The following is a 24,700-nucleotide window of genomic DNA, read 5'->3' as shown; positions in this document are numbered from 1 at the left end:
AACTTTTAAAGCGTTTCTTTCAACCAACCAAAAAATTCTTTTTGCCAAACTAACGCATTTTGTGGTTTTAATACCCAATGGTTTTCATCTGGGAACAACAAGAATTTACTTTTTATTCCTTTTAATTGTGCCGCTTGAAAAGCTTCTTGTCCTTGTCCAATTGGTACACGGTAATCTTTTCCGCCTTGGATAATTAAAATTGGTGTATTCCAATTGTTTATTAACTTAATTGGGTTGAATTCGTTATATGTTTTTTGTGCTGTAACATTATCTTTTTCCCAATACGCGCCACCTGAATCCCAATTTGTAAAGAACACTTCTTCTGTAGTTCCATACATACTTTCTGTATTGAAAATGCCACAATGTGAAATGAATGTTTTGAAACGATTTTTGTGAATTCCAGCTAATTGAAATACAGAATATCCGCCATAACTCGCGCCAACAGCCCCTAAACGTGTTTTGTCAACATAAGATTCTTTTGCTACGTCATCAATTGCTGCTAAATAATCATCCATCACTTGTCCGCCCCAATCACCAGAAATTTGCTCGTTCCAAGCCGTTCCATGTCCTGGCATTCCTCTTCGGTTTGGCGCCACGATAATGTAACCTTGCGATGCCATCAATTGAAAATTCCAACGAAACGAATAATATTGCGTTAATGCGCTTTGTGGCCCGCCTTGGCAGTATAAAAGGGTTGGGTATTTTTTAGTTTTGTCAAAATTTGGAGGTAAAATTACCCAAACCAACATTTTTTTACCATCTGTTGTAGTTACCCATCGTTTTTCGGAAGTACATTTTGCAATTTTTGAATATGCTTCATCATTTACGTGTGTAATTTGTTTCCAAGATTTTGTTTTTAGATCATATGAAAACACTTCTGTTGCCATATTGTGTGTTGTTTTGGTAACTAAAACTGAAGTTCCTGAAAAACCAACAATTCCATTCACATCAAAATCACCATCAGTTAATTGAGTTACTCTAATCGCAATTTTTGTTAACCCCGGAAAATTAACTTCAAAAAGTTGTTTTGTTCCTTTGATTGGAGCAATGAAATACACTTTTTTCCCATCTGCACTCCAAGTAAAACTATCCACAGTTCCGTCCCAACCAGCAGTTAAATTGATGTCCATTCCTTTATGACGAACAATAATATCGTTTTTATCGGCTTCAAAACCATCACGTTTCATTTGTAACCAAGACAAATCGCCTTTTGGTGAAAAAATCGGATGCGTATCGTAACCTAAATTGCTTTCAGTAAGATTTTTTGTGGTTTTTGTTGCTAAATCATATTCGTATAAATCTGTGTTGGTGCTGGTTGCATAAGCAGTCCCGGCTTTCTTTTTACAAACGTATATTATTTTTGATCCATCGGGTGACCAAATATAATCTTCATCACCACCAAAAGGTTTTTGAGGCGCATCATAAGGTTCGTTTGGCATAATATCAACTGGAGGTAATACTTTTTCTGTTTCCGAACCTAGAGTGCTGTAAAAAACATGATTATGGGTGCCATCATTCCAAGTATCCCAATGACGGTAATCTAAACCGGTATAAACTTGTGCTGTTGTTTTTGATAATTCTGGATAATGGTCTTTTCCTAATAATTTTTCTACTTTAACTTCTTGAGAAGATAATAAATGTTTTCCATCAGGAGAAACATTCTTGTCAGACAATAACGATTTGTAATCTTCCACTAAAGTAGCATTTCCCCCTTGAACCGGAATGGTGTAATATTTAAAGTTGATTTTGTTTTCTTCGATAGAAGGTATTCCTACTTTATAAACCAATAGCTTTCCATCTTTTGAAATTCCTAAAGGCGTTACTCTTCCTAATTGCCATAAAGTTTCTGGAGTTAGGTTTTGCTGTGCTAATGTACTCATGGTTATCATGCTGAAAATGAGAAAAATGTATTTTTTCATACCGATTATATTTAAAACGATGCTAAATGTAGTACTTTTTTAAAAAAATATAAGTATTTTCACAAACTAAAATATAGAGTACCGTGAAGAACAATAAACTATTTATATTAATCATTGTATCGCTAGTCATTGGCGTTGCTTTAGGAGGAATTGTACATTATCAGTTTCCAGACGCGATTGAATCTTTTTCAAAAAATATTAAACTGTTAGGAACAATATTTATCCGTTTAGTGCAAATGATTATTGCACCATTAGTGTTTTCCACTTTAGTAGTTGGAATTGCCAAAATGGGCGATATGAAAATGGTAGGAAGAGTAGGAGGAAAAGCGATGGCTTGGTTTATTTCGGCTTCATTGATTTCGTTGCTTCTTGGAATGGTTTTGGTAAACTTTTTTGCACCAGGAAAAGGAACAACAATTAAGTTAGATGATACTTCAAGTGCTTCTGAATTAGTCGAAAATTCAAAAGGATTTTCATTAGAAGAGTTTGTCAAACATGTAATTCCTAAAAGTTTATTTGAAGCTTTGGCTACTAATGAAATTTTACAAATTGTAATTTTTTCAATCTTATTTGGAGTGGCTTTGGCTGCTTTTAGTAAGAAAGAAGCAAAACCTGTTTTAAAACTTTTAGATACTGTGTCTCATGTAGTTTTGAAAATGGTAACATATATTATGTGGACAGCTCCACTTGGTGTTTTGGGTGCCGTAGCAAGTGCAATTGCCAAACATGGATTTGAAGTTTTTACTTTATATGCTAAATATTTAGGAGCCTTTTTTGTTGGAATTTTAGCACTTTGGGTAATATTACTTACTGTGGGTTATTTGATATTAGGAAAACGTTTATTGGTCTTGTTAGAGCGAATTAAGAGTCCATTGTTAATTGCTTTTTCAACTACCAGTAGTGAAGCTGTTTTTCCAAAAATGGTAGAAGAATTAGAGCGTTTTGGCTGCCAACCCAAAATTGTTTCGTTTACTTTGCCATTGGGTTATTCGTTTAACTTAGATGGCAGTATGATGTATATGACTTTTGCAAGTATTTTTATTGCTCAAGTTTATGGAATTGATATGTCTTTAGGAGAACAATTAACTATGTTGTTGGTGTTAATGTTGACTAGTAAAGGAGTTGCTGGAGTACCAAGAGCTTCGTTGATTGTTGTTGTAGCTACTTGTGCAATGTTTGGAATTCCACCAGAAGGAATTGCTTTAATATTGCCAATTGACCATTTTTGTGATATGGCGCGTAGTATGACAAATGTATTAGGAAACGCCCTTTCAACAGCAGCTATTGATAAATGGGAAACTAAAATAGAAGAATAAAAATGAACGATTTTCATTGGACCAAACTTTTTAATCCTGAATTCTATATTACTATGGAAGTTGGAGGAATTCCTATTGGGATTTACATGGTGTTGTTCATTGTTTTTGCCGAAACTGGCTTGTTTGCAGGTTTCTTTTTACCAGGTGATAGTTTGCTTTTTCTTTCTGGAATTTACAGTCGAGAGTTAGTTGAGACTTTTTTTATGATTCCAAGCGATTTTTCTAATGTAACTATTTTATCGCTATTAATTGCTGCGGCTGCTACGTTAGGAAATATTTTTGGTTATTGGTTTGGTGCCACAAGCGGACAATTTTTATACAATAAAGAAGATAGTTTTTTCTTTAAAAAGAAATATTTGTTTGAATCTCAAGCTTTCTTTGAAAAGCATGGAGGGGTTGCTATTATTTTTGCGCGTTTTTTACCCATTGTGCGCACCTTTGTACCTATCATTGCAGGAATTGTGCACATGCCAAAAAGTAAATTTATGTTCTACAATGTGTTGAGTTCGCTGTTGTGGTCATTTCTACTAGTTTTTGCAGGACATTATCTATATGGTTTTTTTAATGATGAATTTGGTATCGATTTGAAAAAACATATTGAAACAATTATATTGATTTTAATTGCAGTAACTTCATTTCCTCTAATAATGAAAGCAATTAAAGCGAAAAGAAAAACTGAAAATATTAAAGAATAATGCAACTCAGTTATTGGGAAATAAAAAATTGGTTTACTAATGTAGATTACACTATTGTTGGTAGTGGAATTGTTGGTTTACATACAGCATTAGCTTTACGCGAACGATTTCCTTTGGCTAAAATTTTAATTCTCGAAAAAGGAGTTTTGCCACAAGGAGCCAGCACAAAAAATGCCGGTTTTGCTTGCTTTGGTAGTGTATCTGAAATTATAGATGATTTAAAAACACATACTGAAGAAGAAGTTATTCAACTGGTTCAAAAAAGGTATGCAGGATTGCAATTGCTTCGAAAAAATCTTGGCGATTCGGTAATTGATTTGAAACCTTATGGTGGTTATGAATTATTTCTAAAAGAAGATGAATCTTTTTATAATGAGTGTGTTCAAAAAATGCCTTTTATAAATGATATCTTAAAACCGCTTTTTAAAACAGATGTATTTTCAAAAGAAGTTGACCGCTTTAATTTTGATAATATATTCGAGTATCTAATTTTCAATCCTTTTGAAGCACAAATTGATACTGGAAATATGATGCAAGCTTTGTTGAGAAAAGCTCATGAAAATAATATTCTTATCTTAAATAGCCAAACCGTAACAAGTTTTCAAGAGCTAAACGATAATGTTGAGGTGGTCACCAATGAAATCTCTTTTAAAACTAATAAATTGTTATTCACTACAAATGGTTTTGCAGCGCAGTTGACTAATAATCAAGTAAAGCCTGCAAGAGCACAAGTTTTAATCACCAAACCTATCCCAAATTTAGATATCAAAGGTACTTTTCATTTAGATAAGGGTTATTATTATTTTAGAAATATTAACGATAGAATTCTTTTTGGTGGAGGGAGAAATTTAGATTTTTATGGCGAGACTACAACTTCACACGATACAACTGAATTAATTCAAAACAGATTGGAAGAATTATTAAAAACAGTAATTTTGCCTAATATCAATTTTGAAGTAGAACATCGTTGGAGTGGAACAATGGGAATTGGAGCTCATAAAAAACCAATAGTAGAGCAACTTTCAAATCACGTTTATTGTGGTGTAAGAATGGGAGGAATGGGTGTGGCTATAGGTAGTTTAGTTGGTCAAGAATTAGCAGATTTAGTTTAAAAAATGGCAAAAAAATCAACACAAAATAAAACCGCAAAAAAACCTGTAAAACGAACTACAGGTCAAAGAATAGTTCGTTTTATTTGGTTAACTTTTCTTTGGTTTAATATTATTAGTTTTTTATTAGTTTTATTATTCAAATTTGTCCCAGTGCCTTTTACGCCACTAATGGGAATTAGAGCAATGGAGCATAAGAAAGAAGGAAAGGAAATGACATGTAGTCATGAATGGGTTCCTATTGAAGAAATATCTTTAAATCTTCAAAAAGCCGTAATTGCTAGCGAAGATGGACGCTTTTTAGACCATTGGGGTTTTGATTTTGAAGCTATGCAAAAAGCCTATAAGAGTAATCAAAAAGGAAAAAAAATAAAAGGAGGAAGCACTATTTCGCAACAAACGGCAAAAAATGTTTTTTTATGGCAAGGGAGAAGCTATGTTCGTAAAGCTTTAGAAGCCTATTATACTGTTTTGATTGAATTGATTTGGGGTAAAAAACGAATCATGGAAGTTTATCTGAATAGTATTGAAATGGGTGATGGAGTTTATGGAGCAGAAGCCGCAGCCAAACATTGGTTTCGTAAAGATGCCGCAAATTTAACACGATATGAAGCCGCTGGAATTGCAGCCATTTTGCCTAATCCAAGAAAATATAAAGCATCAAATTCATCATCATATATCAACCGAAGAAAGGCAAAAATTTCACGCTATATTCCAATGATAAAACTGGATTATTAAAAAAAGTCTATTGAAAAAAACAGTATTAATCACTGGAGCAGCTAGTGGAATAGGAAAACAAACAGCCCTTTTTTTTGCGGAAAAAGGTTGGGACGTATTAGCTACAATGCTATCCTTGAAGGAAGCAATGGATTTGAATAATTATCCCAACATCAAATGCTATGAATTAGATGTTACAAGTTCAGAAAGTATCGAACTTGCTAGATTAAAAATAATGCAAGAAAATGCTAAAATTGATGTAATTATTAATAACGCCGGAATAGGTTATAGAAGTTTTGTAGAACTTTCTGAAGATGAAAAAATTGATGCTATTGTTGCTATTAATTGGTTAGGTGTTGTAAAGGTTTGTAGAGCGTTTATCCCAGTTTTTAGAGCCCAGAAAAGCGGACTTTTTATTAATATTTCATCTATAGCGGGGTTGGTTAATTTGCCTTTGGGTAGTTTTTATCATTCTACAAAACAAGCGGTTGAAAGTTTTTCAGAATGTATGGCTTATGAATTATATGATTTGAATATTAGAGTTTGTACTGTTCAGTTTGGGAATGCACCAACTTCTTTTCAAAAAAATGTTACAAAATGCCCAGCTACTGCAATCAAGTCTTATAATGATTTAATGAAAAAAGTAACTGATTTACTTCAAAAAAAATCAAATAAAAACACAAATCTCACCCCATTGATTACTGAAAAATTATATGAGATTGCCGAGAATCCCAATAAAAAATTTAGAAGATATACCATTGGTTTTGATGCAAATTTGATGAAATTTCTTAGAAGAGGTTTAGGCTATCGTATGTTTAATAGCTTAATAAGAAAATATACGCTTAAATAATTTTAATTTTTAGTAACTTTTGTTTTTCGTGAACGACATATTAGTAAATCTAAAATAGAATTATAGAATATGAAAGCACATGAAATAGATTACCATATTTATGGTGAGGAAATGCAATATGTTGAAATTGAATTAGACCCACAAGAAGTTGTTGTTGCTGAAGCAGGAAGTTTCATGATGATGGAAAACGGCATCAAGATGGAAACTATTTTTGGTGATGATAGTCAAGATCAACAATCTGGAATTTTCGGAAAACTTTTATCGGCAGGAAAGCGTGTTTTAACGGGTGAAAGTTTGTTTATGACTGCCTATCAAAATATTGATATGGGAAAAAGAAAAGTATCTTTCGCTTCTCCTTATCCTGGAAAAATTGTTCCTATTGATTTGCAACAATTTGGAGGAAAGTTTATTTGTCAAAAAGATTCTTTTTTATGCGCTGCTAAAGGTGTTGCTGTAGGAATTGAATTTTCTAAAAAATTAGGAACAGGTTTGTTTGGTGGGGAAGGTTTTATCATGCAAAAGATTGAAGGAGACGGTATGGCTTTTGTACATTCAGGAGGAACTTTAGCAAAAAAAGAATTGCAAGCTGGCGAATTATTACGAGTTGATACAGGTTGTTTAGTAGGGTTTACCAAAGATGTTGATTATGATATTGAATTTGTAGGAGGTATCAAAAATACAATCTTCGGAGGAGAAGGAATTTTCTTTGCAACTTTGCGTGGTCCAGGGATAGTTTATATTCAATCTTTACCGTTTACTCGTTTAGCAGATAGAATAATAGCTTCAGCTCCAAAAGCAGGAGGAGGTAGTAGAGAAGAAGGGAGTCTGTTAGGTGGTTTGGGTAGAATGTTGGATGGTGATAACAGGTTTTAATAAGTTATTTGTAACAATTGGGTATTATTATGTGTAATTTATCGATAAAAGACATCATTTAATCGATAGAGTTTTGTTTTTGATATGATTTATTTAATTTTGAGAAATTAATCAAACCATAACAAAAAAATAACATAATGAAAAAACTTTTACTTTTTTTCATGTCGTTCTTCACAATCTTCAGTTATGCACAGTTTCCTGAAGGTTTTGAAAATGCATCTTTCCCGCCAGCAGGTTGGGCTAGATTCGACAATGGAATTGGATTAGCTCAACAGTGGAATGAGACGACAAATGCTTCGTTAGTTTATGCAGGAGCAAAAGCAGCATTTTTGAACAGAGAAAATGTTACTGATGGTACAACTGCTTTAGATTGGTTAGTATCGCCAATAACAACAGTGCCTGCTAATGGACAATTGCGTTTCTACACAAGAAAAACACAAAACGGAAACTTTGGTAGTATTTATACCATTAGGGTTTCTACAACTTCACAAACTACAGCAGGTTCTTTTACTACTGTTCAAACTTGGACAGAAGCTGATTTAGTGACAACGTATAACGTTTATGAACAAAAATTTGTAAACTTAAGTGCTTATGCGGGTCAAAATGTTTATATCGCTTTTGTTATGGAAAATGACAATGGAGATAGATGGTTGGTAGATAATATTAATCTAGATCCAATTTGTCAAGTTAATACGGCGTTAACTGCAACGCCATTAGCTACTTCAGCATCTTTATCATGGACAAGTCCAAATACGGGGCCATGGGAAATTGAATATGGACCAGCTGGTTTTGTACAAGGTACAGGAACAATAGTTTCTGCGGCTACTAATACAAACTTTGTAATATCTCCGCTTAACCCGTTAACAAATTATAGTTTTTATGTAAGAACATTATGTGCGGCAGATAATCCAAGTGCTTGGTCTGCAGTTGGTAATTTTCAAACTTCTGCTCTCCCACCTGGTTGTGGTGGTAACTTTATAGATTCAGGAGGGGTTTCTGGAGCTTATTCAAATAGTGAAAATATTACAACAACAATATGTCCTACTACAGCAGGAGATATGGTAACTGTTCTTTTTACATCTTTTAATACTGAGGCAACTTGGGATGCATTATATGTTTATGATGGGCCATCTACTGCCTCTCCATTAATTGCAAGTACAAATGGTGCTGGAAATGTACCTGGAGGATTAGCAGGTGGTTGGTGGGGAACAACTGTTCCAGGACCATTTACATCAACTCATCCTTCTGGTTGTTTAACATTTGTGTTTAGAAGTGATACTTCGGTTACAAATCCAGGTTGGACAGCCAATGTAACATGTGGGCCTCCGCCGGCTTGTGTGCAACCATCAGGACTTGCTGTTACAAATATAACTTCTGATAGTGCTACTCTATCATGGATTGATAACAATGTTACTCCTCCAGTAGGTGGATGGCAAATTGTGGTTCAACCAGTTGTTTTAGGTTATCCTACAGGAAGTTCTACAATAATAACAGCTACTACAAATCCGTTTACTGTTACAGGTTTAACTCCAAATACAGCTTTAGAATTTTATGTGTTATCAGATTGTGGCGCTACAGATGGAGTAAGTTTTTGGTCAGGACCAAGAGCATTTAATACATTGTTTCCAGGATGTAATGGTTCAACTCCAGCTGGAGATATTTGTGCAACTGCTGCACCAGTATGTAACTTAGATGGTTATTGTGGAAACACTTCATCAACATATGGAGACGATTCTTGGGGTGCTTTAGATACTGCATTTTGTGGTTCTATTGAAAATAACTCATTCTTAACATTCCAAGCGGCATCAACATCAATATCGATGAATGTTAATGTTGGAAACTGTACTAATGGAAGTGGAATTCAATTTATGATATTTACTACTCCAACTTGTGGTTCTGGAGCAGTAACAAGTTTGGGTTGTTTTGGAAATATGGCACCAGGATTGAATGCTTTGACATTTACAGGACTAATTCCAGGACAAAACTATTTCTTGATGATTGATGGTTTTGCAGGGGCAGTTTGTGATTATTCAGTAACATTAACATCAGGAGGTTCTGCAATTACGGATGTAACTTTAACACCTGATACTCCAACTATGTGTATGGGTCAAACCTTAACACTTACAGCAGGTGGAGGTAATGGAGTATACAACTGGTCTCCAGCTACTGGATTAAGTGCTTTAACAGGAACTTCAGTTGTGTTTACACCTCCAGCTCCTGGAACATACACAGTTACAGTTCAATCAACAGATACAAATGCATTGTGTTCTACTATTAAATCAACAGTAATTACTGTTTTAGATGTAGTGACACCAACATTTACACAACCAGCTCCAATATGTTTTGGAGATACAGCGCCAGTTTTACCAACAACATCTAACAATGGTGTTACAGGAACATGGTCACCTGCGGTTGTTGACAATCTGAATTCTGCAACTTATGTGTTTACACCGACTGCAGGTCAGTGTGGAACAGTTGTTAGTTTAGATGTAACCGTTTTAGATCAAACAATACCTTCTTTTATTGCGCCTTCTCCAATTTGTTCAGGAGATGTAGCGCCAGTATTACCAACAACATCAAATAATGGTATTACAGGAACATGGTCGCCAGCAGTAGTTAGTAATACAGCTTCTGGAACTTATGTGTTTACACCAGATGCAGGACAATGTGCTACTACAAATTCAGTTTATGTTGAGGTATTAGCTACTTGTAGCTTTAATGCTTTTGCAACTGCAGCTTGGATTGAAAATTGTACAAATTCTGCAACAGATGGAGATTTCTTCAATATTACAGGTTCAGGTACTGATATTATCGGTCCTATTGCGAATGTGTTTCCAAGTTCTGATTTAGGGAACTATGTTCAAAATTCTGGAAATTTAATTTTTAGAGGTGCTGAATTAAAAACATTTAAAACAGCAACTTCAAACGTTTGTAGTGCTCGTTTAAATTATAGAGTTTATGAAGTTTCTGCTACACCAGGAGCGTTTACAGTAATAAATTTACCTTTCTTTGATAACTGTGGTGCTGGAACATTCCCTACAGGAGGTTCATGTGACCCAGGAGATCAAAAATGGCAAGAAATATTATCTGATTCAGAATCTCCAGTTGATTTAACAACATTTGCTCCAGGAAATTATAGAATTGAAGTTTTCTTTGATGTTACTGGAGATAATGATAATCCTGCTCAATGTGATGATACTATATTTGTTAACAATGCAGGAGCAAATTATTCAGCTACTTTCTCTATACAGTCTAACCCAGTATTTGCTTCTACTAATCCAACCACTTGTAATGGTACAGAAGGTACAATTACAATTAGTGGATTTACTCCAAATGTTACTTACAGTGTTACTTATTCAGATGATACTGTAGTGGTAGGCCCAGCAAATTATACGGCTAACGTTTCAGGGGAAATTAATTTAATTGGTCTTAATGCAGGAGTTTATAATAACTTTAGCTTTGTAGTTAATGGATGTACATTTACAAGTGCTACTCAAATAACATTAGTAGATCCTGTTTATGTTCCAACTTTTGCGCCAATTGGACCTTTCTGTGTTGGTGATACAGTTACTTTACCATCAACTTCAATTGAAGGATTCCCTGGAAGTTGGACATTAGGAGGTAATCCTGTTACAACATTCGATTCTTCAGTTGCAGGTACATATACATTAAACTTTGTTCCTGCTGCAGGACAATGTGTTAATAATTCAGGAACTTTATCAGTTCTAGTTAATCCTATTCCAACTATAACGAGTGTACTTAATCCAGCAGTTTGTTTTGGAAATAATGCTGTATTTACAATAACATCTAGTCCAAATACAACAATTAATTACACAATAAACGCTGGTCTTCCATTAGTGTTAAATGTGGATGGAACAGGTGTGGCTACAATTACTGTAAATAATCCTGCTGTTGGAAATGTTGTTTTAGCATTAAGTCAAATTAATAATGGAGCTTGTACTACAACATTAGGAACATCATATACAGTTGTGGTTAATCCATTACCTACAGCTTCTATTGCTGCAGTAGATGGAAATATTTGTATCGGTATTGGAAATGCTGAATTTACAATAACAGGAACTCCAAATACGACTGTTACATATACAATCAACGGAGGAATTGCTCAAACAGCTGTTTTAAGTGCTACAGGTACTTACACAATTACTCAAGTAACTCCAGCTGCTGATGTAGTAGTTGCTTTAACTAGTGTTGCAAGTGCAAGTTGTACAGTGCCACTTACTCAGACTTCAACAGTAGTTGTTACTACTATTGCTGTTCCAACTATTAATGTAACGGCTCAACCAGTATGTTCTAACCAAACAGCAACTTTTGATGTGGTTTCACCACTTAATTTACAATTAAATTTCCCATCAGATTTGTTTATTTCTGAGGTAACCGATGCACAAACAGGTTCATTAACTTACGTGGAAATTTATAACGGTACAGGAAGTGCTAAAAACTTAGCGAATTATAAGTTAAGAGTAATGACTAATGGTAGTCCAACACCATCTGCAGCTTGTAATATTACTTTAAGTGGAACAATTGCAAACAATGATGTTGTAGTAGTAAAACTGAGTAACAGTGCTAATATAACAGGTATAGTACCAGATTTAACATATACTACTTGTAATGGTGTAAATAATAATGACAAAATTGCTCTGGCAACAATTGCAGATGTAGAACTTGATGTTTGGGGTGTTTCAGATGGAACTCCATTTACTCCAAGTAATGGTGTGGGATATGTATATAGAAGACTTAATTCAGCAACATTACCTTCAACAACTTGGAATCCTGCAGATTGGACAGCTTTAGATCCTGAAGTTTATGGAGATGTTGGTTTCTATAGTTTGTATGTTTCTAATTATGAATATATTTTAGACGGAACAACAACTCAATCTAGTGTTACATTTACAGGTGTTGCACCAGGAACTCACACTTTAGTAGCTCATGATTTAATGACAGGATGTTTTTCTCAACCATTAACATTTACAATAAACCCTGTTGTATATACAAATCCTGTAGTTACATTCTCATATACTACTCCTGTTTGTATTTCTAGTACAACTAATCCTTTACCTGATACTTCAGCGGTTGGTTTTGCTAATGGAGGTACATATTCATCTACAACTGGTTTAGCGATAAATAGTGTTACGGGTGAAATTGATTTATCAAATAGTACAGTAGGTTCTTATGTGGTTACTTATTCAGTTGCTGCTGATGCTGCTAATTGTACCAACGCTGGTTCAAGTACAGCAAATATTGTAATTTCACCGCTTAATAATTCTACTTTCAATAGTCTTGGTGATGTTTGTGAGAATTCTACTCCTCCTGTGCTTCCGGCTACTTCTGTAGAAGGATATACAGGTACTTGGTCTCCATCAACTATTGATAGTGCAACAGTTGGCAATACTACATATACATTTACTCCTGATGCAGGGCAATGTGCGGCAGTAGGAACGTTAGTAGTTACCGTAATTAATAGAGAAACTCCAACATTTAATCCTATTCTTGATTTATGTATTGGTTCTTTAGATGTTACTTTACCAGCAACTTCAATTGAAGGTTATGCGGGAACATGGTCTCCAGTAGCTATTAATACCTCAGTTGTAGGGACTACTACTTATACATTTACTCCTGACGCATCAATATGTGCTTCATCTACTACTTTAGATGTTGTTGTTATAAATTGTGAAATACCTAAAGGAATTTCTCCAAACAATGATACTAAAAATGACACATGGGATTTATCAGGATATGATATTAGAAAAGTTGAAATATTCAACCGTTATGGAACAATCGTTTATAGCAAATCTGGATATGAAAACGAATGGTATGGTCAATCAGACAATGGAAACGAGCTTCCAGATGGAACTTACTATTATGTTATAGAATTTAACGACTTACCTGCAAAAACAGGTTGGGTATATATTAATAGAGAGCAATAATTAAAAAAAGTAGGCTGCTTCAAACTTTGAAGCAGCCAGCTTTAAAAATCAAAAATAATGAAGAAACTATATTTAGTAGCTTTAGTAGTAATTGCCACCGTAGTGGATTTACACGCACAACAAGATCCACATTATACACAATACATGTATAATATGAATGTTATCAATCCAGCTTATGCAGGAAGTAAAGAAAATTTATCAATCGGTATGTTGTATCGTAAGCAATGGGTAGAAATTGAAGATGCTCCTACAACTGCAACATTATCAGGTCATGCGCCAGTAGGTAAAAATGTAGGTTTAGGATTATCTGTTATTTCTGATAAAATTGGACCAGTTGAAGAGAATAATATTTATGCTGATTTCTCTTATACTTTAAATTTAGGAGGTGAACATAAATTAGCATTCGGTTTAAAAACAGGTATAACATTACACAATGTTGCTTTGTATAGTGATATTTATAATACACTTCCTCAGCCAAATGACCCAGCATTTTCAGAAGATACAAATAATTCTTACTTGAATATGGGAGCTGGATTTTTCTATTATACAAACAAGTATTATTTAGCATTATCTGTTCCAAATATGATTAAGTCAAAGCATTTAGATTTTAATGGAAGAGAATTTGGTTCTGAAACCTCACATTATTTTTTAACTGGAGGTTATGTATTTGATGTTTCTGAAAATATCAAATTCAAACCTTTCTTCATGTTAAAATCTGCATTTAATGCACCTTCATCTTTAGATTTGTCTACAAACTTTTTATTCAATCAAAAGTTTGAAGCAGGTGTAACATATCGTTTAGATGATAGTTTTGGAGCTATGGTAAACTATGCAATTACCCCTAATGTTAAATTAGGTTATGCATATGATCATATAGTATCGGATTTGAATGTAACAACTCCATCCTCACATGAGATTATCTTGTTGTTTGATTTGAACTTCCCGAAAAAAGTATCAAGTTCACCAAGATTTTTCTAACCTAAAAGCGATAACGACATGAAAAAAATATATTTAACATTGAGTTTTGTAATCGCAAGTGGTTTACTTAGTGCACAAAACAAAGACACCAAAGTTGCAGACAAACTATTCGATAGATACGAGTATGTAGATGCAGCTAAAGAGTATTTAAAACTTACTGAAAGTGGTAAAGCAGATACTTACGTATATAAACAATTAGCAGATAGTTATTACAACGTTTTTAATACAAAAGAAGCTGTAAAGTGGTATGCGAAAGCAATTGAGCAAAAACAAGACGCAGAAACTTATTATAAGTATGCTCAAATGCTAAAGGCGGAGGGAAATTACACGGAAGCAGATAAGCAAATGAGACAATTTGCAAGTTTAGCTCCAAGCGATCAAAGAGCTAAGACTTTTTCAAGTAATCCTAACTATTTACCGACTTTAAAAAATCAGTCGAAATTATACGATGTTGTAAAATCAGACATTAGTAGTGATAAAACTGATTTTGGTGCTGTATTGACTAATGATAATAACGTTTATTTTTCAAGTGCTAGAAATACTTCAAGAAGAAATAGCAATTGGAATGAAGAACCATATTTAGATTTATACAAAGCTACTTATAACGCAAATGGTACAATAAGTGAAGCTGTTGCTATTGATAACTTGAATACAAAATGGCATGATGGTCCCGCTTCTATTAGTTCAGACGGGAATACAATGTATTATGGTAGTGAAAGTTTCAACGAAAAGGAGTATACAAAGGATAAAGAAAAGAAAGCAAAATTCGGCAAAATTTATCTTTATAAAGCTACAAATGCTGGAGGTTCTTGGTCAAATGGTAAACCGTTACCTTTTAATAATGCGGCATACGACGTAAGAAACCCAAGTATAAGTAAAGATGGTAAAACTTTATATTTTTCTTCAAATATGCCAGGTGGTTTTGGTGGAGAAGATATTTGGAAGGTTTCTGTTAATGGAGATGAATATGGAACTCCTGAAAATTTAGGAGCAAAAGTTAACACTGAAGCAAATGAAAGTTTTCCATTTATTACTGATGATAATGTTCTTTTCTTTTCATCAAATGGAAAACAAGGATTTGGTGGTTTAGATGTTTTTAAAATTGATTTAAACAAAGGAACCGATGCAATTAATGTTGGAGCTCCTGTAAATACAGAAAAAGACGATTTTTCATTTACTTATAATACAAGTAAAAAAGTTGGTTTCTTTTCTAGTAATAGAGCAGGGAATGATGATATTTACAAAGCAGATCCTGTTTGTAATTTTAGAGCAATTACAATAGTTAGAGATAAAGTTACTGGTAAAGAAATTGAAGGGGCTTTAGTTGTTTTAATGGATGATAAGCAAAAAACTTTATCTAATTCGACGACAGATATTAATGGAAACTCTATTTCTCAATTTAATTGTATGACTTCATACGTTGGTCAAGTTTCTAAATCTGGTTATGAAGGTGAAGTTTTTAATGTTAACATTCCAAGTGATGCAATAGGAGATGATTTTAAAGTTGATGTGACCCTAAAACCAATCATGCCAATTATTACTGAAAAAGAAGTTATACTTCAGCCAATTTATTTTGAGTTTAATAGAAGTAATATTACTCAGCAAGGAGCTACTGAACTTGACAAGTTAGTTCAAGTGATGAACGAACATCCAACGATGGTAATCTTTGCAAAATCTCATACAGATAGTAGAGGTAGTGATAAATATAATTTGAACTTATCAGATAGAAGAGCAAAATCTACAGTTCAATATTTAGTTTCTAAAGGAATTGCTAAGGATAGAATTTCTGGACAAGGATTTGGTGAAAGCGAGCCTAAAGTTACATGTGATAAATGTACTGAAGAAGAGCATTCTCAAAATAGAAGAAGTGAATTCTTAATTGTAAAGAAATAGTTTTAAGAATAAATATAAAAAGCCTCGCATTTGCGAGGCTTTTTTTTAGTCATTATCACTTGCAAACCATTCCGCAAATGAAGTTTCTGTTTCTTGTAGCCTTAATGAGTGTAATTTTATATTTTCAGGTAATAAGTTTTTAATTTTATTAGAAAAGTCAATAACCATATTCTCACTTGTGGGTTGATAGTCAACTAAGATTACATGGTGACCGCGTGTTTTTAATTCGTGTGCTAATTCAACATGTGGGGTGTTTTTATTAAAAACAGTAGCGTGATCAAATATATCAACAATTTGTTCTTTTACAATTTTTTTTAAATCACCAAAATCTATAACCATACCATATTTTACATTGGTAGTATCAGCTATTGGAGATCCAATCACTGTTACAGAAAGTTTGTAGCTGTGTCCGTGAACATTTTTGCATTTCCCGTCATAACCAAATAAAGCATGACCAGTTTCAAAACTAAATTGTTTGGTGATTCTAATTTTTGACATCAGTATAATTGTTAGTTATTTAGATTTTTTTCTTTCTTTTTAGCTCGATAGTATAAAAAATAGGCTAAACCAACCAAAACTATGAAAGGCACAAAGGAGCCAATTAAAACGCCAACTTGATAATTTCCATCAGGTGCTGTTTTTAATTTTTCTTCAATATTAACTTGTTGTAAAGCTATAAGTAAACTTCTCATTTTTTAAATTTTTGTAATGCTTTTTTAGTATATTCTGATAAAACCAATCTTCCAGAAATTGCAGCTCTTTCATTGAGCAAACTGTCCCAGTTTTCAGTTCCTTCCCAAAATACTTTTTTTATTTCTTCTAGTGCTTCAATATTATAACTAGATAATTCAGATACAAATGTATTTAAGCTTGCATCTAATTCATCTATTGTGCTAAAAATTTCCGAAAACAAACCATTTTCTTTGGCCCACTGTGCCGATTTCCATCTGGTTGGTGTTAAGGTCATTTCTGAAAAAGCTCTTTTACTTATTTTGCGACTAACTGCAGGTTCAATTACAAATGGTCCAATTCCAATGGCTATTTCAGATAGTTTAATATCACTTTTTTCTGTTGCGAAAGTATAATCACATGCTGCAGCTAACCCAACTCCTCCACCTACGGCCTTACCTTGAATTCTTCCAATAATAAGTTTAGAGCATTTTCTCATTGAGTTGATTACATTTGCAAAACCTGAAAAAAAATTGCTCCCATCTTCAAAATTTGATATCAAAAGAAGCTCATCAAAAGAAGCTCCTGCACAGAAAGCACCATTGCCTTCACTTTGAAGAATAATTACAGCAACATTTTTGTTGTTGTCCAATGCATAAAACTCATCCGTTAGTTTTTGTAATAATTCGCTAGGAAAAGAATTACTTGCTGGATGCGAAAATGTTATGGTCGCAACAGCGTTTTGTATAATTGTATTTATTGAACCCGATACTACCATTATCTTTTTAAACTAAAGTGCGATTTAAATTCTTTACGTTTGTTGTTTTCTGTATATTCTACCTTGAACCAATAATCTGTAGAAGGAAGTAAATTTCCATTATATGTTCCATCCCAACCATTTCCATTAGCACTGATTTGTTTGATTAATTTTCCATATCTGTCATAAATAGAAATTATTCCATAATATTCAGTTGGTAGTCTAACAATCCATGTGTCGTTGAATCCATCTGCATTTGGTGTAAAATAATTAGGATATGTTATTGTTTGAATTTCACCTGAAGTTAACAATCCACATCCTTGTATATCTCTAACATATACAGTGTAAGTACCGTTTTCTAAATCAGAGAATATTGGGCTAGATTGCCAATCAATGGCATTTAAACTATATTCATAAACTCCAAATCCACCAGTAGCAATTGCTTCTATTGTTGCTAAACCGCTAGAAAAAGCAGGAGTAATTAAATTAGCATCAAATGTTGCAGGTTCTGAAGAAAAAGTAGCAAGAATTGTATCAAAGTTTTGACAATTAGTAATAGTATTAGTAACTACAACAGAATAAGTGCCTGCTGCTGTTATGTTATAAAAAGGTGAATTTCCTAATGGATTTATTGGAGTCCAAGCATAAGAATAATTTCCAGATGTAGCAGGTGTTGCATCAACAATTTGAGAACCAATGCCCGTAACTGGATCTAGACAAAGCGCAAAATTTTCACCTAAATTAACATCTGGTAATGGATTTACAATTAATTTTAAAAACGGTCCTAATCCGGCACATTCATATAGATTGCTTTCAATTCGCACCCAAATAGTTTGGTTGTCAGGAATAGTATTTCTAAAATTTAAAAAAGTAGTGATTGCATTTTGTTCGCTAATTGCATCAGCTTCGTTTAAATAATATGAGTATGTGTAAGATTGTCCCACAGGAAATTGCACGGTTAACATCGGTTCAATTGCTGTAAGATTAAAATAATCTATTCCGTCAGTGTCAGTGTCAGCTAGGTTTATATAATCATCACATTCTTCAATAGTATAAGTGTAACTCTGCGGAATTGTTGTTGCAGAAACTGTTAAATTAACTTGAGCAACTCTAAAACATCCTAAAGTATTAGTAATTCGTGCCCATACAATACTTCCATTAGCTGCTGTGTGTGAAATATCATTAGCTACTAAATCTGTATTATTTATTGCTCCTGATTGACTATTATGATAAGTAAAAGTATTTGTTAAATCAGCAGAAATAATAGTATTTGCTTGAGTTAAATTAAAATCAGTGACCGCATCGGTATCAGTGTCACATTGTTTTAATGTGACAATAGAATTTACTGAAGGTAATGGTTTTACGACTAAATTGAACGAAGTGGTATTAAAACAACTTGTAGCTGTATTGGTTAATCTTACATAGATAATTCTATCATTAGTATAAATAGATGTAATAGCATTTTGACCAAGGAGAGCATCGTTTGGATCTGTATGATATGTTACAACAACTCCAGTTTGAGAGCCTAGCGCTTCTAAATCTTTCGATGTTAAATTAAAAGTAACAAATCCATTTGTGTCGTTTCCGTCAGAGTTATTATCACATAATTCGTAATTTGGAATAGGTGAGATTTGAGGGATTAAATTTTTGGTTACATTAATTTCAGCAAAAGATGATTCACAAATTCCTGTTCCTGCGATTGAGTAGGTATATATCCCAGATGAATCAATACTTGGATTAAATATGCCATTTCCTGAACTTAAATTTGGTGACCAATTTCCACCTGAAACTGCACCTGGACCTAATAAATCGAATAAATTAATCAAAGAATCATTCTCACAAATAGAAATTGAACTACTTGTCCCAACAAAAGGAGCTACTTCAATAGTAACATTAACTTTAATAGTAATAACAAGAGATGAACTATCACATATTTTGTTAAAAGTGTAAAAATAATCTCCTCCAATATTTTGTGATGGATTAAAAATATCATTTACGATTGGGTTTCCACCAGGTGGGCTAGTCCAAGTTCCACCTGATTCAGGATTTCCATTAATTGCATCAAAAAGATTAATTGTTTCATTAGAACATATTGTTACATCTGTATCTAGAGGTGTGCTTCCAAATCCTGAATAATATCCGCCAAATCCAGCAACACCACTATAACCAAAAACTCCCACGGCCAAGGGACCTGTTGATGTTATTTTAGTGTCTCCGGTTTGATTTTCAATTTTATATGTTACCCATGTATTATTACCAATTAGAGGTTCAGGTAAAGATGTTACGGGTGTATCATTAATTGATAATACAGCAGTGTTTGTTGTTATTGCTATAACATCACTATCGTAAATAACTGTGCCTATTTGATCGATACTAGGTATTAAGTCTACTGATTTTTGAAAAAAACAGCTTAATGGCGGTATGAAATTCAATCCATTTGTGGCATCACTAATACTTCCAGCAATAATTTGGTACATATAAATTGCATTATTACTAGTAATATACATGTTTTTATTATTCGTTCCTTGATAAAGCGAGTTAGGAACTAAATAATATTGTCCTGCGTTTAATGTTATTAATGGAGTAGTGTTTCCATTCACATAAATCTGTGTATTATCCTGAGTAGCAATAACTAGGGGATATTCAGATAAGTTACTTCCATTTCCTCTTACTAATGCGTATTCCGTGCCTACTTTTTCTACAGGCACTATTTGATCTAAAGTAAAATCTTGTCCATCTTCTGGTGTTCCCATACCTGCTAAACTGTTTCCAGAATTAACTACAATTGGTTTATTTGAAGTAACTAGTGCACCAACAAAACCATCAAGATTTGCTGCGACATCAGAATATCCCGAAAGAACAACTACTTGTCCGGCATCTAATGTAAAATTTTGTGTATTTGAAAGTATATCATTTCCAGCAGAATGAAATACAACATCTGTATTATAACCAGATACATCTATTTCGGTATCGTCTTCTGTTGCCATGAAACTAGCAACAAAATTTCTAGCGTCTCCTAAATAAGCTTGTGGTAAACTTCCTAATCTGAATTCTGTGCCAAGACCATCTCTCCCTTTCAAAATTAATGTTTCAGCATGATTAGTAGATTTTACTCTAAAACTTGCATAAAATTCTTTAGGTCCTTCTAAAATTAATCCTTTGTTGTTCACAACCATATTCAAATTGTTTGCATCTAAAAACATCAAAGATGGTTGTTGATTGTTAATGTATACTCTTACAGGGTTTCCTTGAGATATTGTAAAAGGTGAGCCTGAAATTGGAGAACCATTTCCAGTGGTTATTGTTACTTGGAATGGAATAGGTTCTGGAGTCGACAAATATATGTAGTGTTCTTGAACAACTGTACTCACTCTAGAATGCAAAGGTGGTAACCAATGTTTATTACTTAATTGCGAGTAACATACATTTGAAATTATAATCAGAAAAAACAATATTCTTTTTAACATAGTTCTTTTTTATCGGGATAGCTTGTAAAATTAAACAGAAATGTAGAATTAATCTAAATATTAACTAAAAAAACGCTCTTAATTGTATATTTCCAGTATGAATCGTTTTACTAGTTTCACTATTTCTGCCTTGATAGTTAATATTAATGTCTAAATATTGGGTCAAATTTTTCTGTAAAAGTAAACGCCAAGTTTGATTTTTTCCTGGTTGCAAGCCTTCTAACATTTGAAATCCTACTGCTGATAAGGCATTTCCATCATACGAATTGTTATACATCGAAAACTCGCCATTCATGCTAAATCCTTTTTCGCTATTGAAGGTAAATGAGGTTCCTAATCGAGTTTGTTTTAAGGTTTCAAAAGCACCAATTTGATTTTCTTTTTGTTGAAATTCGTAAAAAATATCCCAACTCGCATTTTTGGAAAACAAATAGCCAATTTTTGGTTCTACTTGATAACTTTCAATCTCAAAATTTCTATTTGGATAATTCTCAGAAGTAGACTCGGTTGAAGTAGTGCTTCCCGAAAAATTAAACAACCAACTTTTCTTTACCAAATGCTGGTATTGCAACTGATGCGATTGATTTTTAGCGGCAACACTTCCCACAGAAAGTAAATTTTGACTTTCGTTAATTAAGAAAGAATAAGTGGTGGAATGATATTGTTTTCCGCGATTAAAAAACAAACTATTTCTAAAATTCGTGTTCAAACCAATCAACTCATCATCATTTTTTGAAAACGGATTCAAATCGAAATTAGAGCCGTCTCTTCGAATTCTTCGCTCAATTAAAAACGAAGTTTGATTGTAAAAATGTGATGCAAATTTTTTAAAACCAGTCTCATTTTGCCATTGATTAAAGTTGAAATTCAACGCCTGCGAAAATTTATTCTGATGCGTTCGAACAAAAACCTGATTCGGTAAAAATACCCGAACGTAAATCGCTAAATCTGAATACGGAGCAATTTCAAACTCTTGCAATTCCTGAATTCCATTGCCATTGTAATCGTTCCACATGTAAACGCCTTGTCCAGGTTCTACTTGCAAATAGGTAAATTCTTGTTGCGCAATTGTTCCCGAACTGGTTTCATAAGCTGTTGTAGTTTGAATCAATTGCCCAAAATATCTGTCCGAATACAAAATTCGTGAATTTAACGAAGGTTCGTCTTTTAAGCTTGAATCTTCATATTTTAAAGTACGATAATTCAAAAACACACTCAAATTGCTTTTTTCGGTTTTGATTAATTGCGATTTCAAGTAATACGAATTCGAATGATTCACGCGCTCAATGCGATTGTTTTGCAAGCTATCATTCTGACGTTGTAAAAACCCTAATTCCACATAAACTTTAGTCGAATCCCCTCTTCCTACAAAAGTACCATATTCTAAAAAACGTTGGCTCAAGGCCGAAAAAGTGTTTGTTGCCTTCAGTTTTTCCGAATTATTTTCTAAATTCACCGTTGCACCTACCCAATTTTTACCCAATTTATGAGACGAACGATTTTGACTTCGAGCAAAAGATGAATTGGAAAATTCAGAATCGCTTTTCATTATGCTTGAATTGCTCCAAATCATCCAGTTTTTGGTAGCATATCTTCCGGATAAAGTGTGTTTGTTTCCCGAAAAAGCATCGCCAAAGGCTAAATTTTCAAACTGATACATCGCTTTTCCTTTATTGTTGAAATTAAAATCCAATCCCGAAGTCAAAAAGCTTTGATTGCCTAATAAAGTCGAAGTAATGTTCCAATCTCTATTAAATTCGATGTTGTACAAACGTTCAATGGTTTTAAAATTTTCTTGCACCAATTGATAATTCGCAAACACATCAATCTTGGTTTTTCCGTCAAAAAGGCGTTGTTTTCCATTGAATTTTCCAGCAAAACCTTTGTTGTTATTGTCGTCTAAATTCGAATATAAATTTTGGTCGTTGTTACTTAATGCTACTTCAAAATCTAAAAGTGTTTTCTCGCTCGGATTGTATTTTCCTAAAACTGTTGCCATTTGAATTTTTGTCGGCGCAATCAATCTTACAATCGGTTCATAATTTCCTTGCGGAATTCCCGCTATTGGCGCTACATATTCATAAATTTTTCCAACGGCTTGATTGTTGGATAAAATGTAATTTCCTTGATTATTTCCCACTAACGAAAATCGAACATTGTACAATTCGTCTGTTGAATTATTTGAATATTCGAACACTTCAACAGTGCCAATAATCACTTTTTTGTACAAAATTTTATTTTCGGAATACGTGTCTAAATACGCTGATGGGCCATTCATTTGTGAAATATCATCGCCGGCGTTTTGCAAAATATCAATTTGTTCCGAAGATAAATTTTGTTGCAATGGCTGATTTTTCACATCACTTTCCGAATAGACATAACCGCCAATTTGCCAATTTTCTCGTTCGTGCGAAATCCCTCCGTAAGTTATAAAACGAGTAAAATTTCTATCGGTATATTGATATTCAACATTGATTCGCATTTCGGAAGTAATTGGAAATAATGAGGTAAAAATGATTTCTCCAGCGTTATAATCGATGATGTAATCGTTGTTTTCGCCACGAGTTTTCAAAATTCCATTAACATAAACGCGTTCCGAACCTGAAATCACTAAAACGTATAATTCGTTATTATTCCCGCGCAATTTATACGGACCTTGATTTCCTTCTTGTCCAACGAACGAACTTCGGGCATATTGTCCACGAACCAAAGCACCAGAAGCAATGACTTCGGTTTTTTTATCAGGTGTTCCAAAAGTGAAGCGAGTGGCTAAACCTTGCACTTTTTTGTTGAAATTCAAGAAAGTAGACTTTCGATTTTCCAGAAATAAATCTCCAGCGCGAATGTTCCATTTATCCGAAAATAATTCGATGAAAATTTGGTCAAACTCATCCAGTTTTTGCGAATAACCACCTTCTTGCAAGGGAATATTACTATCTTGAATGGAAGCGCGCAAACTCACTTTATCCGAAATTTTTCCTGTGATTTGCAAATCTAAATTTGAATTCACCACCGTATTTTGATTGTTTCCAACTGTAACGCCACGTGTAATACTTCCCGAAGTATTCAATCCGTCAAAAGGTTTGAATTTGGTGTTCTTGTCTTTTTTGAAAACGACTAATTTTCCAGCTTCGTTTGAAACCACTTTGTCGTCATCGTAAATAGAGTAAGTTTTGGTTAAAAATTCCGGAAATTTCGAATAGCGAACAATTAGAGAATCAGAAGTGTTGATTTCTTTGGTAAAAACTAAGGTTCCTTTCTGGAAATTTACTTTGTAAAAACTGGTGTCAATGACTTTTCCATTTTTGTCTTTAATTTCAAAAAAGGAATTATTTAAACTGAATTTTTCAATCGAAATCGTGTCTTTTGAAAACGCAATTTTTTTAGTTGGATACAATTGCAATGTTTCCTGAGCAAAACAACTCAAAAAACACAATAGAAATCCCGCTAAAAAAACAATTTTTTGCATAAATACTATAACTCCGAATCTTCAAAAGTAGTATTTATTGTTG

At 33.5% G+C, this 24,700-nt stretch carries 15 protein-coding genes; 9 read left to right on the top strand and 6 right to left on the bottom strand.

What is annotated here, in order from left to right:
* Positions 1 to 5: 5 nt before the first annotated feature.
* Complete coding sequence (locus G4L40_RS09390) at positions 6 to 1,919, bottom strand: S9 family peptidase (RefSeq protein WP_166236942.1); 1,914 nt, start codon at positions 1,917 to 1,919, stop codon at positions 6 to 8.
* A gap of 83 nt (positions 1,920 to 2,002) precedes the next feature.
* Here G4L40_RS09390 and G4L40_RS09385 point away from each other — a divergent pair, with 83 nt between their 5' ends.
* The 9 genes from G4L40_RS09385 (at position 2,003) to G4L40_RS09345 (ending at position 16,295) form a co-directional block, all read left to right on the top strand.
* Positions 2,003 to 3,235: a dicarboxylate/amino acid:cation symporter gene (locus tag G4L40_RS09385; protein WP_166236941.1), complete on the top strand. Its 1,233-nt coding sequence runs from the start codon at positions 2,003 to 2,005 to the stop codon at positions 3,233 to 3,235.
* A gap of 2 nt (positions 3,236 to 3,237) precedes the next feature.
* Complete coding sequence (locus tag G4L40_RS09380) at positions 3,238 to 3,930, top strand: DedA family protein (protein ID WP_166236940.1); 693 nt, start codon at positions 3,238 to 3,240, stop codon at positions 3,928 to 3,930.
* Positions 3,930 to 5,042: an NAD(P)/FAD-dependent oxidoreductase gene (locus G4L40_RS09375; RefSeq protein WP_166236939.1), complete on the top strand. Its 1,113-nt coding sequence runs from the start codon at positions 3,930 to 3,932 to the stop codon at positions 5,040 to 5,042. Before G4L40_RS09380 ends, G4L40_RS09375 begins: the two co-directional genes overlap by 1 nt.
* Positions 5,043 to 5,045: 3 nt before the next feature.
* Positions 5,046 to 5,777 carry a monofunctional biosynthetic peptidoglycan transglycosylase gene (gene mtgA, locus G4L40_RS09370; RefSeq protein WP_166236938.1) on the top strand — a complete coding sequence of 244 codons (732 nt, stop codon included), beginning with the start codon at positions 5,046 to 5,048 and terminating at the stop codon, positions 5,775 to 5,777.
* Positions 5,778 to 5,787: 10 nt separating this feature from the next.
* The gene (locus G4L40_RS09365; protein WP_166236937.1) at positions 5,788 to 6,606 is read left to right on the top strand and encodes an SDR family NAD(P)-dependent oxidoreductase; all 819 of its coding nucleotides are present in this window, start codon (positions 5,788 to 5,790) and stop codon (positions 6,604 to 6,606) included.
* Between the two features lie 69 nt (positions 6,607 to 6,675).
* Positions 6,676 to 7,479 carry a TIGR00266 family protein gene (locus G4L40_RS09360; protein ID WP_166236936.1) on the top strand — a complete coding sequence of 268 codons (804 nt, stop codon included), beginning with the start codon at positions 6,676 to 6,678 and terminating at the stop codon, positions 7,477 to 7,479.
* Positions 7,480 to 7,616: 137 nt separating this feature from the next.
* Positions 7,617 to 13,424 carry a T9SS type B sorting domain-containing protein gene (locus tag G4L40_RS09355; RefSeq protein WP_166236935.1) on the top strand — a complete coding sequence of 1,936 codons (5,808 nt, stop codon included), beginning with the start codon at positions 7,617 to 7,619 and terminating at the stop codon, positions 13,422 to 13,424.
* Between the two features lie 57 nt (positions 13,425 to 13,481).
* Complete coding sequence (locus G4L40_RS09350) at positions 13,482 to 14,402, top strand: PorP/SprF family type IX secretion system membrane protein (protein WP_166236934.1); 921 nt, start codon at positions 13,482 to 13,484, stop codon at positions 14,400 to 14,402.
* Positions 14,403 to 14,420: 18 nt separating this feature from the next.
* The gene (locus tag G4L40_RS09345) at positions 14,421 to 16,295 is read left to right on the top strand and encodes an OmpA family protein (RefSeq protein WP_166236933.1); all 1,875 of its coding nucleotides are present in this window, start codon (positions 14,421 to 14,423) and stop codon (positions 16,293 to 16,295) included.
* A gap of 45 nt (positions 16,296 to 16,340) precedes the next feature.
* Here G4L40_RS09345 and G4L40_RS09340 read toward each other — a convergent pair whose 3' ends face one another.
* The 5 genes from G4L40_RS09340 to G4L40_RS09320 all read right to left on the bottom strand — a co-directional run bounded on the left by G4L40_RS09340 (position 16,341) and on the right by G4L40_RS09320 (position 24,657).
* A complete protein-coding gene (locus tag G4L40_RS09340; protein ID WP_166236932.1) occupies positions 16,341 to 16,793 on the bottom strand; it encodes a 6-pyruvoyl trahydropterin synthase family protein in 453 nt (150 codons plus the stop codon).
* Between the two features lie 11 nt (positions 16,794 to 16,804).
* A complete protein-coding gene (locus tag G4L40_RS09335) occupies positions 16,805 to 16,987 on the bottom strand; it encodes a hypothetical protein (protein WP_166236931.1) in 183 nt (60 codons plus the stop codon).
* Complete coding sequence (locus G4L40_RS09330) at positions 16,984 to 17,742, bottom strand: enoyl-CoA hydratase/isomerase family protein (RefSeq protein WP_166236930.1); 759 nt, start codon at positions 17,740 to 17,742, stop codon at positions 16,984 to 16,986. The genes G4L40_RS09335 and G4L40_RS09330 overlap by 4 nt, the downstream gene beginning before the upstream one ends.
* The gene (locus tag G4L40_RS09325) at positions 17,742 to 21,188 is read right to left on the bottom strand and encodes a T9SS type B sorting domain-containing protein (protein ID WP_166236929.1); all 3,447 of its coding nucleotides are present in this window, start codon (positions 21,186 to 21,188) and stop codon (positions 17,742 to 17,744) included. The genes G4L40_RS09330 and G4L40_RS09325 overlap by 1 nt, the downstream gene beginning before the upstream one ends.
* Before the next feature lie 64 nt (positions 21,189 to 21,252).
* Complete coding sequence (locus G4L40_RS09320) at positions 21,253 to 24,657, bottom strand: hypothetical protein (RefSeq protein ID WP_166236928.1); 3,405 nt, start codon at positions 24,655 to 24,657, stop codon at positions 21,253 to 21,255.
* Positions 24,658 to 24,700 lie beyond the last annotated feature (43 nt).

Origin of the sequence: Flavobacterium celericrescens (assembly GCF_011392075.1) — a bacterium.
GTDB classification, from domain to species: Bacteria; Bacteroidota; Bacteroidia; order Flavobacteriales; family Flavobacteriaceae; genus Flavobacterium; species Flavobacterium celericrescens.
Note: the sequence above shows the minus strand (reverse complement) of the source record. Positions and strands in the feature narration are given on the sequence as shown.